This window comes from Niastella vici, assembly GCF_002077945.1.
GTDB lineage: Bacteria > Bacteroidota > Bacteroidia > Chitinophagales > Chitinophagaceae > Niastella > Niastella vici.
In genome coordinates this window covers 19,708-35,099 of record NZ_LVYD01000087.1, presented here as the reverse complement: position 1 = coordinate 35,099, position 15,392 = coordinate 19,708, and the positions used below count along the sequence as shown (strand labels likewise).

The 15,392-nt window shown below is 39.6% G+C and carries 19 protein-coding genes; 10 read left to right on the top strand and 9 right to left on the bottom strand.

The window, feature by feature from the left end; all coding sequences use genetic code 11:
* Window positions 1-15 precede the first annotated feature (15 nt).
* The 5 genes from tnpC to A3860_RS33975 form a co-directional block, all read right to left on the bottom strand.
* Complete coding sequence (gene tnpC, locus A3860_RS33995; protein ID WP_158085449.1) at window positions 16-1,074, bottom strand: IS66 family transposase; 1,059 nt, start codon at window positions 1,072-1,074, stop codon at window positions 16-18.
* Window positions 1,064-1,612, bottom strand: a complete 549-nt coding sequence (locus tag A3860_RS33990) for an IS66 family transposase (RefSeq protein ID WP_143774402.1) — start codon at window positions 1,610-1,612, stop codon at window positions 1,064-1,066. The genes tnpC and A3860_RS33990 overlap by 11 nt, the downstream gene beginning before the upstream one ends.
* Window positions 1,613-1,708: 96 nt before the next feature.
* Entirely contained in the window at window positions 1,709-2,089 is a 381-nt protein-coding gene (tnpB, locus tag A3860_RS33985) for an IS66 family insertion sequence element accessory protein TnpB (RefSeq protein WP_081154988.1), read from the bottom strand.
* Window positions 2,086-2,427 carry an IS66 family insertion sequence element accessory protein TnpA gene (gene tnpA / locus A3860_RS33980; protein ID WP_081154985.1) on the bottom strand — a complete coding sequence of 114 codons (342 nt, stop codon included), beginning with the start codon at window positions 2,425-2,427 and terminating at the stop codon, window positions 2,086-2,088. The genes tnpB and tnpA overlap by 4 nt, the downstream gene beginning before the upstream one ends.
* Before the next feature lie 121 nt (window positions 2,428-2,548).
* The gene (locus tag A3860_RS33975; RefSeq protein WP_081154984.1) at window positions 2,549-3,988 is read right to left on the bottom strand and encodes a hypothetical protein; all 1,440 of its coding nucleotides are present in this window, start codon (window positions 3,986-3,988) and stop codon (window positions 2,549-2,551) included.
* Window positions 3,989-4,751: 763 nt separating this feature from the next.
* Here A3860_RS33975 and A3860_RS33970 point away from each other — a divergent pair.
* The 5 genes from A3860_RS33970 (at window position 4,752) to A3860_RS33945 (ending at window position 9,056) form a co-directional block, all read left to right on the top strand.
* On the top strand, window positions 4,752-5,057 hold the full coding sequence (locus A3860_RS33970; RefSeq protein ID WP_143774401.1) for a hypothetical protein: 306 nt from the start codon (window positions 4,752-4,754) through the stop codon (window positions 5,055-5,057).
* 138 nt (window positions 5,058-5,195) lie between these two features.
* Complete coding sequence (locus A3860_RS33965; RefSeq protein WP_143774400.1) at window positions 5,196-6,056, top strand: hypothetical protein; 861 nt, start codon at window positions 5,196-5,198, stop codon at window positions 6,054-6,056.
* Window positions 6,056-6,343 carry a hypothetical protein gene (locus A3860_RS33960; RefSeq protein ID WP_081154981.1) on the top strand — a complete coding sequence of 96 codons (288 nt, stop codon included), beginning with the start codon at window positions 6,056-6,058 and terminating at the stop codon, window positions 6,341-6,343. The genes A3860_RS33965 and A3860_RS33960 overlap by 1 nt, the downstream gene beginning before the upstream one ends.
* A 782-nt stretch (window positions 6,344-7,125) precedes the next feature.
* Entirely contained in the window at window positions 7,126-7,755 is a 630-nt protein-coding gene (locus A3860_RS33950; protein ID WP_081154979.1) for a Crp/Fnr family transcriptional regulator, read from the top strand.
* Window positions 7,756-7,904: 149 nt separating this feature from the next.
* A complete protein-coding gene (locus A3860_RS33945; RefSeq protein WP_143774399.1) occupies window positions 7,905-9,056 on the top strand; it encodes a hypothetical protein in 1,152 nt (383 codons plus the stop codon).
* Between the two features lie 537 nt (window positions 9,057-9,593).
* Here the strand turns inward: A3860_RS33945 and A3860_RS33935 are convergent.
* A complete protein-coding gene (locus A3860_RS33935; protein ID WP_081154976.1) occupies window positions 9,594-9,851 on the bottom strand; it encodes a hypothetical protein in 258 nt (85 codons plus the stop codon).
* A 280-nt stretch (window positions 9,852-10,131) separates the two neighbouring features.
* Window positions 10,132-10,290, bottom strand: a complete 159-nt coding sequence (locus A3860_RS41365) for a hypothetical protein (RefSeq protein ID WP_158085448.1) — start codon at window positions 10,288-10,290, stop codon at window positions 10,132-10,134.
* A gap of 307 nt (window positions 10,291-10,597) precedes the next feature.
* On the opposite strand from A3860_RS41365, the gene A3860_RS33925 reads away from it, so the two are divergent.
* The 4 genes from A3860_RS33925 to A3860_RS33915 all read left to right on the top strand — a co-directional run bounded on the left by A3860_RS33925 (window position 10,598) and on the right by A3860_RS33915 (window position 12,466).
* Window positions 10,598-11,209: a hypothetical protein gene (locus tag A3860_RS33925; protein ID WP_081154974.1), complete on the top strand. Its 612-nt coding sequence runs from the start codon at window positions 10,598-10,600 to the stop codon at window positions 11,207-11,209.
* A gap of 202 nt (window positions 11,210-11,411) precedes the next feature.
* Entirely contained in the window at window positions 11,412-11,549 is a 138-nt protein-coding gene (locus tag A3860_RS41360; RefSeq protein WP_158085447.1) for a hypothetical protein, read from the top strand.
* A gap of 38 nt (window positions 11,550-11,587) precedes the next feature.
* Entirely contained in the window at window positions 11,588-11,803 is a 216-nt protein-coding gene (locus A3860_RS33920; protein ID WP_081154973.1) for a hypothetical protein, read from the top strand.
* A gap of 90 nt (window positions 11,804-11,893) precedes the next feature.
* Window positions 11,894-12,466: a hypothetical protein gene (locus tag A3860_RS33915; RefSeq protein WP_081154972.1), complete on the top strand. Its 573-nt coding sequence runs from the start codon at window positions 11,894-11,896 to the stop codon at window positions 12,464-12,466.
* A gap of 53 nt (window positions 12,467-12,519) precedes the next feature.
* On the opposite strand, the gene A3860_RS33910 is transcribed toward A3860_RS33915, so the two are convergent.
* Together A3860_RS33910 and A3860_RS33905 are read right to left on the bottom strand one after the other, a co-directional pair.
* On the bottom strand, window positions 12,520-13,176 hold the full coding sequence (locus A3860_RS33910; protein WP_081154971.1) for a hypothetical protein: 657 nt from the start codon (window positions 13,174-13,176) through the stop codon (window positions 12,520-12,522).
* 27 nt (window positions 13,177-13,203) lie between these two features.
* A complete protein-coding gene (locus A3860_RS33905) occupies window positions 13,204-13,872 on the bottom strand; it encodes a hypothetical protein (RefSeq protein ID WP_081154970.1) in 669 nt (222 codons plus the stop codon).
* A gap of 748 nt (window positions 13,873-14,620) precedes the next feature.
* Here A3860_RS33905 and A3860_RS33900 point away from each other — a divergent pair.
* Window positions 14,621-15,202 carry an RNA polymerase sigma factor gene (locus A3860_RS33900; RefSeq protein ID WP_081154969.1) on the top strand — a complete coding sequence of 194 codons (582 nt, stop codon included), beginning with the start codon at window positions 14,621-14,623 and terminating at the stop codon, window positions 15,200-15,202.
* The last annotated feature ends 190 nt before the right edge of the window (window positions 15,203-15,392 follow it).

The following is a 15,392-nucleotide window of genomic DNA, read 5'->3' as shown; positions in this document are numbered from 1 at the left end:
ACTGTGTAGTTGTAATTACCGATTACACAGCCAGTCATATGCATTTACTTCATGCAGCTTGCAGGTGGCCAGCAGTGAATAAATTACTGCTGCATTCTGTGCTGCATCGTGTGAGCCGGCGAACAGGAAGTTGTTCCGGCCTAAAGCGATCGGGCGGATAGCGTTCTCGATAAGATTGGTGTCCATCAGTAGCATGCCATCATACAGGTACATACCGAGTTGCTTTTCCCTTTCAGAAAAGTAGGCCAGCGCTTTGCCTATCGGACTTCGTAATGTTGTTAGTTTAGGTATTTGTTCTTTTACCCAGCCCGTCAACTCTTCAAAGATGGGGACTGATTTTTCCTGACGTATTCTCACCCGTTCGTCAAAGCTGAGGTGCTGTTCCTTGCAATAACTTTCAATTCCGTATAGCTTGCTGTACAGCATTAAGGCGTGCTCAGCTCTGTTCTTATCGGTCTGCCGGGCGTCATAGAACTTTCTTCTGGCATGTGCATTACAGTTTACATGAGTTACGCCCTGCAGATTACCGTAATGCTTATACACTGAGTAACCATCGCTCTGGAGATAGCCTTTGTAATTTTGAAGCACCGGCCTTGCGTGCTTATTGCCACGGCCTCGCTGGTATTCAAAGAACACCAGTTTATCAACCGGATTGCAATAGGACCACATATAACCTATATGTGATTTTTTGCCTTTGGCTTTTTCACTATCCAGCACCTGATAGGGTGTCTCATCGGCCATCATGTATCCACATGCAGGCTTTACAATATTATTACGGAGCGCATCATAGATAGCGATAACACTGCGGCAGGTACCATTGATCCAATCGCCAATGGTATTTTCTGATAAGATAATTCCGCTTTGAGCAAACTTCTGCATTTGCCGGTGGATCGGGGTATGCCACATGAACTTCTCTGTTGTTACATGTGCCTTTAGCGAAGGTGCAGCCAGGCTTTTATCTTTTTCCTCAGGCAGGCTGGCTATGAAGAACTCAATTGAACCATTTGGATTACTACGCTTGTATTTGTATCGGCGGTACACCGTAGCAAACAGGCGTGCAGGATCATATTCCAATTGTTCTGTTTCTATTGTATCGAAGTGTTCGGGCGTCAGCAGGCAGATTTTCCGGATGGATATCTATATACTTTCTTTCAAGATGAGCAGGGATCTCATTTCTGCCAGGATGTTTCTTCTTCTCAGATTTGATCTTTGTGTAGGATTCTATTTTCTGGCCGTCGTTGATATTGCAGGCTTCTACCAGTTCCGCATCGATCCCTAGAGATAATTGGCCTGGTAAAGCCGTGCTAGTCTTTTCACTGCTGCGGCCATACACCAGTTTAGTCAACTGGTGGTATTGATGCTCTACCAGCTCCAGCTTTTGGATACGTTTATCCTTTTCTTTGATGAGCTCCAGCAGTGCGGCATTTTGCTCTCTTAGCAGCTTTACTTCGGCAAGTAATTGCTCCACCAGGTTTTTAAGCGGATTGATCTGACTTTGTAGTTGCTGTATGATCTCGTCCTTTTGCTTGAGGATGGCATCGAACTGCATGCTTTTAAAAAGCAACTGTTCGTATTTGTTTTGTAATTCCTGATGTTGAGGAGTAATAAGCAAAAGATTCCTGATTGATGAGTGCTACATTTAAAACAACTCATCAATGTCTATAGACTATACCGAAGCACAACTTAATTATTCACATGTGTGCATTACCTATACCTGAACGCCGAGTAACGGCTCATACTTATCTGCTTTTACATAACCACCAGACTCCAGGCTCATGCCGCTTAGCATGTACATGATCTGTTCTGCACTCATTTTATAATTGACCTGCTCGCCCAGGATCTCGGGCAGTTGAAACGAGCCTTCATCTAATCGCCTGTAAAATATACTGAAGCCCTTGCGCTCGTATACAAACACTTTTATCATTGTCCGGTGCCGGTTCAAAAAGATAAATACATCGCCACTGATGATATCCTTGTCCAACTCGGTCCTGATCAGTGCAGCAAGGCTATCGAATGATCTGGACATCTTTACCGGCTTTCTATACAAATAGTAATTCACGCTCTCGTGAACGGATAGCAGTTTACTCATGATAAAAGCGTTTTTAAGTATTCAGCGGGCACTTCTTTGTACAATCTAATATTACCGATCTCTGCAAATAGTTGTGGCCTCGCAGCAGCGACAACGTTTCCGATCACGTCAATGGTTGCAAAGCCACTCCTGGCTTTACTTTGCTTTTTGCGCCTCTTTCTCCTTTGCTTACCGTATACCTTTTGCCACCTGTAGAAGGTCTTCTCTGATATTGCATTAGCCTGGCAATACTCTCTGACGGTTAATCCGCCCTGGCGCTGCTCTTTTAAACACTCAAGGATCTCCTGACTGGAGCGGCGCACTTTTAATGCAGCCTGTTGTTGCTGGTTCTGTTCCATAATTACCAATGATTTCAAAGAGCGTAAAGCTATTTCTTATTAGCTTCCAATTCGACCCCTAGTCGCTCGGGCGTTTACTTTCCTTGGTTAATTCTATATGATAAGATAATATCTTAGTTGATTAGACTTGAGGTTTCAAAAAGAAATTATCAAGTGATTCCTTCAATTTCTTATGACCTATTTGTTTAGCCCTGTCCCTAATTTTTTCAGGTCCGAAAATCGAAATCTTATATCTCTCCGTTGTTTGTGCCGCATCATTTAAAAGAGTTTCTGCATCTGGCATAAAACCACTTGTTGACCAATATTCAAATTCAACCCTCTTCGTTTTTAAAGTATCTTGCTTTAAAATCCAATTTCGAAAAGCAGGTATTTTTTCAGTTAACCATGTTTCCGCTGCCTCAAGATTCACAAGACTTTTTTGAGCTTTACACTCTGCTATCACAACCTTTGAACTGTATATTGCCTCAATATCCATTTCATGGCGAGAATTATTCATAATAATTTCTCGTCCCATATTTAACGATTGACATTTCTGTTGATGAATATGGCCTACAACAAATTCAAATAGAGTTCCGCGAATATTATTTAATAAACCTTCGTTGTACTTTCGTAATTCTCGAATTAAATCCAAATACTTGTCTGGATCTTTTTTTAGACTAGCGGCAGCATTATTCAATATTCCAATTAATTCCTTAAGTGATTCAGCATATTTGTCGCCAAACAATTCCTTTATAAAGCCAATCACTATACCTTCGGATTTTAATTTATATAATGCTTCTTTATCCAGATTGTCAATTAAAAGAATTGGAAAAATGCGGGAGGCATTCCTAAAACTCTGAATATGGCGCAGTTTATCAATAAAGAACAATATATCTTTTTCATAAAAGGGCTTTCCAATTAAAACATCTCCTAGCAGATAACCAAATTTTCCATCGGATTTGAGGCCCCTTACTGGCGATAGGCCTTTAAACGCCCACCTAAATTTTCCAAATTCACCAAATAACTCACCGGTTTCATATGAAATAAGTCCTGTATTACGTGCTAAGGAGTGGAAATTTTCTAAAATATTCCCTTTTATCAATTCGATCGTTCTATGTAATGCAGGATTTACAATGAGATTACTAAATTGAGGAGAAAACAAAAGATCCGATTCATTGTATACCAATATTCTCTGGTCAATAAATGACTTTATTACTGTTTCGAACGGAATATGACCGGAGAGGGGCAGTATTGGATAATTGGTATAGCATTCGAGATACTTTCGGCTAACAATCCCTTCATGAAGTTTTAACGCATTCAGTGTATACCAATACTTCCGACCATTTTCATACATGAAATCGGAGAGTACACTTAATATCCAATCATCCTTTGCATGTTCTGGCAAATAGCATAAAGATTGGTTGCTCTTAAAAAAGCCCTTTATTTGATTAAATTCTGAAGCTCGATTAATTCTTTGGCTAGCCGTGTTAACTTTTAAAGATTCCTTTACTGCCAGTCGCTTTGCTAGTTCACCGGATAGCATTGGTCCTTCGGTCATTAATATCCTCTGTACTGTTGTCATATGGCACTATATATAAAACATTCGTTAGAATGGTTAAAAGATGCATTTTCAAATTTCATAGTCCTGATGCGGCTTTCATAAGAAAGAAAGCGCTAAAAACACTGTCATAGTACAATTTGCAACAATTTTTACTAAATCCAAGTAAGGTTTCAAAATTGGTAAATATTATAAATTTGGTGTCCAAAGTACTTCTTTATATATGCGTATTAATTACTATTTGATAGGTCCGGGTTTAACAGGTTATAGCTTGTTCTTTGGCCTATTTGACATTCCAAATCGTTATAACCAACAGCACTTTTATGGGGATAATTTTATTTGATCACAACTTTCCAAATATATTCAGCCTGTATCCTATCTCTCAATTCCAACCTGGTATAAACTATCGAAAGTCTGCTAAAAAACGTTTTGATTACAGCATCTGGATCTAGTGGCTTATCGCTTCAGGTTTGGCCGCTTCTTTTTTATGACCTCCTAGTCATTCAATGATTCATAGATACTTAAAAGGCATTTCTATACATTACATAAATCGCTTCCAGCAACAATTCCAATTCAACAAAAAAGTTCTGAAGCACTTCGATGAGAGACATTGAATCTAATAGTTTTTTAAGTTGCCTATTAGTTTGAGGTTATTTGTATGTTTACATTGAATCCGATGCTTATCTGCATTATGTTGCGCATACGCTATAGCGCTGATTTTCTAAAATCCCCAGTGCCATAATGATAGAGCTATCTGGTTCATTGTAAACGTAACTATTTAATGGGTATGAAAACGATTGTTATGATTGTTGTTTGTGCAACTGCATATATGGCCTGCACGAAAATGGAAACTGGAGGTATAAATTACTTCGGCGACGGTCAATTATATTATTGGTTTGATACGAACGGAAAATATCTGCGCGAAAATTCTTTACTCTACGAGGTTGAACAAACAGGATATAATAATAACCCCGATAATCCAAAAACAATAGCGGAGAATGGGTATAGTCCGGTTAATTGTTGTATAACCGATTCGGCTATTATTCCTATCGACGCTGATATGCCTGATGAACGGTTATACAGTCACCCATAAGCTCATCTGTTATATGCTTCCGCTGCCTGGTTATCCTTTAATTGATATAGATCAATAGATTTAGATTGTTAACGCCTGTTAGTTATTTATTTGAGCAAATTATTAATTTTACCTATGTTTAATAATAATCTGTTTTAATTGCTGCCATTTTTCAGAGATATATTTAATAGCCCATTATTCAGGTGGTTGGGAACCGCCATAGGAGCTGTTATTGCTGCCCTACTTATTGGGAAAAGCTTCTTCCATCTTTCACTTTATAAGTCTGCACTGTTAGGGGGCTCTTTATATACAGTTATTCTAATTTTGCGTTTTTTTTATTTGGCATTTACTGAGGGCATTATTTATTCGACATATGGCAATGCTATCATTCGATCAAAGTACACTATTGCAGAAATAAACAGCATTAAAGGATTGCATACAAATGAAAAAGAGGAAATAATGCAGGACATAACCACCTTATGCAATATGCTACAGGTGGTTTTTGCTAAAAAAACACGTTCAAACTGTACAGTATTAATAAAGGTACCTATTCTTTCTTGCCCCGTTTCACCAGATAGTGAATTGAAAATTCTTTGCATAGACTATAAGCATCAACTTTTGAGGGATACAAATGAATATCTAAAGCTGAAGCACACTGTGATTGGTAATACTGCTTTTCAGTTTATTGTAGGTAATGTCTTAAATAATAATGCACAGTTTTATTACCTGAATAATAATATACCTGAAACCAGGAATTATCACACTACCTACAGGCCCGAATATCAGAATCAAAAATTACCTTATAAAAGTGAGCTGGTATATCCAGTTATCCCATTGGCGACTGAGAGTTCTTCCACGGAAAATGAAAAGATTACGATTTGGGGGTTTATATGTATTGAGAGCGACCGTAAAAACAGTTTTCTTGATGAATATGATGTATCGATTATTGCAGCGGTTGCAGACAGCCTTTTTGAGGTTATAATGAAAGTTAATAAATTGAAAGCTCAAAAACTTGCGTAATGGAACAACAACTATTATCAGGCAATTTAGGATTTGATATGGTAATTGAGGATGACAATACAATTGCTGTAAGACGAGTTTATCCTGCAAATGCATCTGCTGATGAAATTTTGAACGGTGTAAATCGTACGCCACAAGTGACTCTGCAGTGTTTTGATCCCCTTTTAATAGATGAACTTTACTTAATCGGGAAAAGAATTTCCCTTCAAAATCACAGATTATATGATGCGGCGATAAAACCACGGAGTTTTTGGAGTATTATTAAAAACTTATTTACAAAGAATTAGCGGAACCTTTAAATGCATCAGAAACGGCCCTCACTCCAAAGGATTATTCATTATTTGCATTTCGTCGCATCTCACCCTTTCCTCCTCATCATTAGCTTTTTATTGATCTCCAGTCCCCGGTTACACATTAACCCTGGCTTTTTATGAATTATCACTCGCTTTTTATAGTAAACCCCTTACTTTTTCCATTGTATCATTTGCCTTTTATGACTCGTCAGTAGCCAACATTATGTCGTTAGTAGCCAATTTTGGGGCACTTGTTGTTAATATTACATCGGATGTTCCTCACATACCGTCCGATGTTGGTTATTTCTGCTGAATTAAAAGCAACTTATGCATGGAAGTTGGTAAGGAATGAGCTAAAATAAGCTACTTCGGCACTATAATAAGCCACTAGGGCACCAATGTTAGCTTTGGATGAGTCATCTAAAGTAAGAAACGCATTGTAGTTAGTTACTTTGGTACAATTAAAAGCTACATGTGCACCATAAAGGGTTACAGTTGACCCAATGTTGGCAATATTAGCCCAAATGTTGTCAACTAATATATGCAAGTGACTGATGTTTGTGTAATTCTGTACACTTTGACTATGCGAAGTTGGGACGGTTGAATTGATAAATATCAATATACTATATTTTCATGACTTATGTCATTTGCGGGAAGCTAAAAATATATATATTTTGTATAGCGTTTATTCCGACCTGTTGAATGTACTTAGGTTAAGTGCTGAGCATTGTAGCAAGTATGCTAAAGCCATTTTTAACCCTAAAGCCTAACGTACAATGCAACAATTACTCAATAAGCTAAACTCCATCCGCCCTTTATCACCGGAATTGCAACTACATTTAAAGGATAAGATCAAATATAAAGAATATCCAAAAGGCAGCTTTTTATTGGAACCAGGCCAGGTTTGTGAAAATATCTGCTTTATTCAACAGGGCCTGGTGCGTGTTTATTACGAAAACGCTGATATTGAAATTTGTCCCTGGCTATTGATAGAGGGAGATATTGCTATTTCTGTAGTAAGTTATTTCAACCAGGTGAGTTCTTTTGAATTTATTCAGGCTCTGGAAGATACCATCGTATATTATATAACTTACGATGAGCTTGAATTTATCTACGACAAATTTCCAGAATTTAACTTCGTTGGCCGTAAACTGCTGCAACATTATTATGCATTGGAATCGAAGCGGCTTTTTTCTATTCTCGGAAAATCTGCTGACGCGCGATATGCATATTTACTTGAATTTTATGCGCATCTTATTCTAAGAATAGCTGGCAAACACCAGGCTGCTTATTTAGGGATGGACCCGGCTACTTTCAGTAGAATTAAAGCAAAATATTTGAGAGAGCAGAAATTATTTTTCTTTCTGGTTATCTTAGTTGCTCTTCTGGGTTTAACATTCGGTTGAGCCATGCCGTTCACTTATTATTATTCAAACAAAATTTCATGACTTATGTCAAGCTGGGTTATTCTTCTTCTTCATATTTTTACGGAATCAATGTAACACTTTCCGTGCCCCGAACATTTCAATATTTAATAACGAAAAACTTCGGCGCCATGGAAAAACATACAATAGAAAGCCTGGATCAATTAGTTCATGTACTACTTCATCCTGTTGCGTTATCAAAGGCCACCCCGGAACAACTTACTGACTGGTTGGCCACTTCAATTAAACTGAAAGAATCCCTCAGACGACAATTGTTTCTTGACACGCTCTATAGTAAATCTGAAGAGGAGATCGAATTACTTATAGAACGTCATCAAATGATAGTGGCATCGATGCTAAACCTGCTTTTTAACTATCAGTTTCATGAGTCTATTACAGGGCACGCAAAACAATTCTATCAACAGGTGGCGACACAACTGGAAGACATCATTGTTTTCCTGAAAAAGGACTTTAACCGATTTTTCAATGTTGACCTAAATATACCTTTCCCCATAAGGCTTCGGGAGGGGCTTGAGCTGAAACGTCAGTGGAAAATGATCATCAAAACCATGCCTGGCAGTGAAACAAACAGCAGTGTGATGAATATCCTGGAACGGTTGATAACAGGCTTGCTTAAATATAAGGAAGAAATACCTGCAACGTACTACCAGGTGGCTTATTTAAAGAACTTAATGAAGGGAATAACCGATCACTTTTCAAATACCTGCCACTATGGATATACATCTTTAACGGAATTACTGATCAGCTGGAATTTCAACGATGCAGTATTTATACACCAAACCTGCGCCCATATCAGGATGATAATGGAAATGGAAGACTCAGTTGTCTGCAGGATTGAATTTTTAAAAACCTGTTATAAAGAAATGAGCCAATTGCTGGAAATAAATGCTGTCCCTTTCTATGCAACACAACTGGCTGCACAAAAAGCGGTCCTCGATTGGATCTCCCATGAATTAGAGCACCTTGAAAGCAGTGCGGTTGCTGTTGAAAGGGTAGTTGTCAATGAAGATAACAAGATTCAAACCTCGGTTTCTGTTCAGGTGTTGGCGCTCTTCACCCGGCTATTTAAGGATTCAGGAATTTATACCAATACTAATATAACGGAGATCTTAACGGCCGTGTCCTCGCTTTTTAGCACACCGCGACAACTGGAAATTTCGGTTTTCCACCTGCAAAATAAGTATTATCAAATTGACGAAGGCACCAAAAGAAAGGTGATTGATCTTTTAATGTCAATGGCGCAGCTGTGTAAAAAATTGTAGAATGCCTATGTGAATTCCTTGCAGATAGATGACAATTACATTAAACACTGTTAAAACGCTATTCCTCATCTTCCCACATTTCAGTTGCTACACATTTATTACAATGAAAGCCGGCTTCATACTTTTCTGAAGGTATATCCTCACAATATGAGGTGCAGCATAATTAATAAAAAGGTAATGATCCCCAATGAAATTACCACATTTCCTGCAAGTGTTTGCCAGGTATCGCTCATTTGTAAGTTTGCTATATTGCTCTTTTATTATAACCCCTTTACTTCTGGCTAATGCGAGCTCATGTTCGTTAAATGTACCTGGCCCAAAAGTAGAACTAGCCTTCTGATAAAAGGCTATCTTCATAGGCTCGTTACACTTCCAACAAGAACCTTCCGTAATCATCATTATTGTTCTATGCATTCCTGTTTTGCAGGTAGAACATTTGGGATTTCGACAAGCTCCAACCCGGTTTGGTTTTGTGATCTTCTCATCCAAATTTTCGATATCCTCATCCGATGACAACACTATTTCGATAACAATAATTTATTTTTGCTTATAAAATTGTAAAGCTTTTTCATTTGGTTTATGAGTAACTATTACCTCTATTACAATTATTATTTTATCCGCTTCGTCTAATAAAGCTATATCAGGTTTTACTTCAGCCATATCATGCTCAACAATGACCCTCTTTATTCTTTTGGTCAAATCACCATTATGCATTTCTTCGCATTCACTACAATCCCGGGAAAATGGCAGGGGAATACTTTGTTCAATATGCTTTAGAATTTTTTCTGCTAACAAGGTTTTGAAAGTAGAATGTAAAACTGTCTCGGGTGTACAATTGGGGTTAGGGCTTTATGCGCAAAATGAGGCCGTTTTGAATTTGGTCCGGTCTTTCCACTCTTTCTAAAAACCATCTCCCCATTGCAATGCAAACAATAATAATCTTTCTTTTTTTCTGCAAGTTTTGTGGTAATGAATTGATCCTGGCTGTCTTTGGCAACGGTATAAAGTATATCTTTTGGCAAGGCTTAAAAATTATAGTTAAAAATACAGAAGTTCATTATGCCTTTTACATATTTTATTGTCTGATAAAAAGAGTAGTTAATTGGATCATATTCCTGCTATTCCCATCCTCTTTCATACCAGTTTCTAATCTTTTTTTAAAATTCTTCTCCCTCATAATCATTGAGTTAAAAGGGGTTGTTCCATGGTTGGCAGCTTTTTTAGGCTGTTTCATAACGTTTATTTGCACTGTCAACGGCGCCAATGTATAACTGGACCGCTCGTACTAAAAAAGCTGATGTAGTTCGTTGTTATAATGTTTTCCAAACAACCCGCAGGGATCGTAATTGTCACCCATTACAACCTGCATCCGGCTTCCGGAAACAAGATGCATTAATGACAGCATAACTTACATCAGTATAACAGTACGAAGAGCAGGTATTACAGCCCGTTTTTTTGATTGCTTTATTGGCCAATAAAGTTTGTTAAGGTTTCTCTTTGTAGCAGGTATTTTAATTTCCTAACGTTTAAATTTTACTGAAATGGAAGATGTAATCTTAACCTCGTACAAATACCTGCGCGATAGCGACACCGTACTAACCGGATATCGCGTAGTGGCAAAAATGGAAGGCAATCCTGATTTTGCCGACGCGCCGCCCGCATTGGCCGCAACAAAAAAACTGTTGCCTGCAGTGCTATCTGCAGTAAATAATGCGAAAGGCCGTGACGTAGAAGTTGTTCAACTTAAAAACAATTTGAAGGATGAACTGGTAGGTTTATTGACCGAGCTGGCTGAATATGTTACGGTCAAATGTAAGGGTGACCGGCTAAAGCTGTTAAGCAGCGGTTTCCCCGTTTCAGGAGCAAGCAGCACCCAGGTAGAGCAGGTGATTCAGGAACTGGAAGTAACATTAGGAGCTTCCGGTGTGGCAACTACCAGCGTAAAGCGGTTGAGGGGTGCAAGAGCATATATGCACCAATATACTACTGAGCCGCCTATTGATGGAACGGTATGGCACATCGAAGCTGGCAAGCACCCACAGTTTAAGTTTGTTGGCCTAAAATCGATGGAGAAATACTGGTTCAGGGTAGTAGCTGTAGCCGCTGATGGAGAAAACATAACTTCTCCGGTTGTTTGGCGGGTTATTCAGTAAGCGGAGCCAGTAACCTGTGGCCTGTGATCATTATCTGGCAACCATGAACGGCTTACCTCCAGTAAAGGAACGGCTGCCCCCGACAAGTCGGGGAGCCAACCAACCGAAGCCCGCATTCATCTGTTGCCAGCCAGCCCTCCCGACATGTCGGGATCGGAGGCCACCTAATCCAAAAATACCTAATCCAAAACCACCTTATCCTATGCGCTTGTTTGTCCAATGCAGGTATGCATATATAGAAGCTTCCATACCTGCCTTAGGCAAGCCTTATCAGCCGGCGCCTTGTGCGCAGGGGCCCCGGTCGGTAAGTGGCGCAGATGCGGTTATTGCGATTGGTTAGTAGTAGGGCATTTATTTTTAACTAGGAAAAATTTCACTATGAATAAGATGATAAAAAGAATGCAGGACCCCACACCGAAGTTTTTCAAAACACTTTGTAAGATAGGTGTGGCGCTGGTTACAGCAAGCGCCGTTGTGGCGGAATCCCATGCAGCATTGCCACCGGTCTTTACCCACATAGCAGGTTACCTGACGGTGACCGGTACGGTATTGAGCGCAGTAAGCCAGTCGGCGGTACTCAATGAAAGGAAATAAGAATGCGTATTGTTTACAAGGGTCCCGCAACGGCTAGCCGGGAGCGGGGCCCTTTTTCAAACGCGATTAAAATACTATAAAACACTTTTTATGTTGGTGCTTGACCAAAATTTACGCATAAGCTACCAGTCGTTCTTTAATAGTTGTCAATTAAATAACGACCGCAGGCAGGAGGGCGATAGGCTCATCCAAAAAATTACTGACAATAAATCCCGTTATCTGCCGGTAGCTGATTCAACCAGGGTGCCCTGGTATGTGATCGGCGTAATTCATAGTATGGAATCTGGCCTGAGCTTTCTACACCATTTACATAACGGAGATCCGCTGAGCGCCCGCACAGTTCACGTTCCCACGGGCAGGCCGTTGGCAGGAAAGCCACCATTTACCTGGGAGGTTAGTGCCACGGATGCCATAAGGCTGGAAGGTTTCGATCACTGGATCGACTGGTCCATTCCCGGCATCTGTTACAAGCTGGAAAAATATAATGGTATAGGTTACCGGGCTCACCATGTTAATTCCCCTTATTTATGGGGCGGCTCCAACCAATATACGCGGGGCAAATATGTGCAGGACGGTGTTTTTTCACCTACGGCCGTCTCCAGGCAAATAGGCGCTATGGTGTTATTGAAACTAATGAACGGTAAAGGGATGATTGTTTTATAAAAAAGGAACGCCCTATACAAGTAGTATGGAATCCTGATAGGGTAGGTGGCCATTTAAACCCTGTTAAAACGCATTTTAGGCAAAACTTCATTCCGATGCACTCTGCGATATAAATACCATTCAGCAATTGGCCTGATGAAAATATCTGAACCACCAGTGGGCCGTCTGGCTGCAATATAGGCTTGTTTCATCGCCCATAGGGGCTTGAAATCGGCAGAATATAGCGTTTCTACAGGTGCATCTGAATCTTCACACTCTACGTTGATTACCCGAAAATCGGGGTCGTGCGCCTGGAGATACGCTTTCCAGAAAATGTGCGCTAAAAGCCAATTGTTATACGCATTCCAATAAGGGCTGATCAACCCTTTCGGAGATTTTCCGGGAACGTTTCTGTTATAGGACCGTTTTACACGAAGGCAAATTAATTGCTTGCCTTTCATCAGTTCAAAAATTTCTGTTCCATCCGCCTTTTGATGAGCCAGCACGGTCCAGATATTGTTTATTGATTCGGCAAGAGCCCGCTCAATTAATCGATTCATGAACGGAACAACATTGTCTCTTGTAGGAGTATTGCTTATAATTTGGAAAAAGAAGTCAATGAATTCAGTTTCGATATTAAATGCAGGGAATTCGAAACCAGGCTTTTCCCCTAAATCGAACAGCGATTTTAGCTCTGCCAGGGCTTCAGATGAACTCAACGAGATGCGCATCAGGAAATCGGTTTGATGGTTAATATGTTAATTGTGATGTGTTTCTGGGGTGTGTTCAATGGACGTATTTCGCTTCTTCATAAACCGGTGCCATTCTATTTCGGGCCGTACGCAGATGCGGTTTCCATCAAAGCCTACGTAAGGGTTACCCGAATTGAAAAATGCCTGCCGCATCGCGGCTAAGGGTTTATAATCTTTATGAAATAAACTTTCAGCCTCTCTCCGCCAGCATTCTTCGTCAGTAGTATCTATCTGGAAGCCTGGATCGTGTGACCAAATAAAGGCCTTCCAGTAAATAGAGGTCAGAAGCCAATTGTTATAGGCGATCCAATCGGTCCTTCTCAGGCCCTTGGGCGATTTCTCTACTATTTTTTTATTATACGCTTTTCGGACATTACTCAATACAAATTCATTGTCAGTCATCAGATTGAAGATTTCCGATCCGTCGATAGTATTGTGTTTGTCCAGCACCCGGCAAATTTGCAAAAAGGACTCTTTTAATGCCAACTCGATGGTTTTTTCCACTTCCGGAATAATGTTGTCCGTATCGGGCATTCGTTCGATGATGTAGGCAAAAAAGTCGAGGAACCAGAGTTCCATCAGGAAGCCCTGGTGTTTTAGCGGCGGGGTATTCCACTTTTCGAGGATGGATTGTAATTCTCCAAGCGCCTGTTTCCTGCTTAAAGAGAACACCATAGGAATTCGGTTAAGGTTAACAATGGTACTTTCAATTTAAAAAATTGGCGGGTGCTTACAAAATAATTCTAACGGCTCCAGGGAATAAAAAAGGCCAGGACGCCGGCCTGAGATCCCTGATTTTGAGCGAAAAAATCCGGGACCGGTTATTCCTAACCTGATTGCTGATGCCCTCACTTCTTAATAGGTTGCAATCACATAACAGTGACCGGCGGCCTGGCTATATGTATTTCAAACCAAAACTAGTACAGGGATGGAGGTGAATTCGTATTATTTGGCGGCGAATCCGTGCCTTAAAAAATTTGAAGATTTGGACAAAGTACAGATTACGAAAATGTTGAATATATGATGTTCAAACACTAGCGGGGGCGTGTCCAAAATCAATTTTTTTACGGTTATGCGTTAATCATTGTATATGTGGCTAAATAAGTTTAAATTATATACGATATTTGACCGGCTCTGATTTGCTCTCTCTACAGGTACAGTAAAAATTGGGAAAACAAGTACTCGTTGATAAATTTTCAATGGCTCATTTCTTTGCAAAAAAGATTTTGCGTTATATCTTTCCTTATTCCAACCTTAGCCTTCAACGATGCTCGTCATTCCTTTTTAGAATTTTTACTAACTGATAATATACATCAACTGTTTTTTTCAACAGTTAATAAGCGTAAAATATAAAATGAACCTTTCCCGACAACTAATGAATATTAGTGTCGTGTATATTCATTGAAGTACGAAGCAAAGAATTATGATGCAATTCGACCTGGACGCGTTAAAAAGGGGAGACCATGCCGCATTTAAACAATTATTTGATGAGCTGTTTCATCACGTTTGGCTGTATTCGTGGCGGATCACTAATGATAAATATGAGTCTGAGGATATCGCCCTTCAAAGTTTTGCCGTATTGTGGGAGAATGTACAGGGTTTTAACTCTGTCAATGAGCTCAAAAAATACGTGTATGTCACTGCGAAAAATGCCAGCATCAATTATTTAAATAAGCAAAAAACAAAACAGAAATATCAGCATCATGTAGCAGCTTCCCCCGAGGAAGTGGAAGAAGCCAATGCTATCGAAATTTTGACCTACCGTGCTGCCTTAATTGAAAGGCTTTATCAGGAAGTGGAAAATCTTCCTCCCCAATGCAGGGAGACAATCAAGCTTTGTTATTTTGAAAAAGTATCGAGAAATGAAGTCGCTCAACGGCTTGGAGTGAGTATAGACACCGTGAATAGCCAATGCCAGATTGGGATGAAAAAATTAAAAGCCGTATTTGGCAAGACGGATCTTGCCTTTGTTTTACTGTTGCTAATTGGGTTGTGCGAGAATTAAATATTACCCCCTCAAAAAAAAATCCAGCATTCCTTTCACGTTTTTTGCCACCATCCTGTTTTAATATATAGAAGCAGGTTATTAAACTGTTAACTGAAGATTAATTTATTAATAAGTTTTATTTGAATCATTTCTGATCAGGTTAAGGCTGGGTCCCGTTTTTATCATTCGATTGAGAAATGGAAAACTA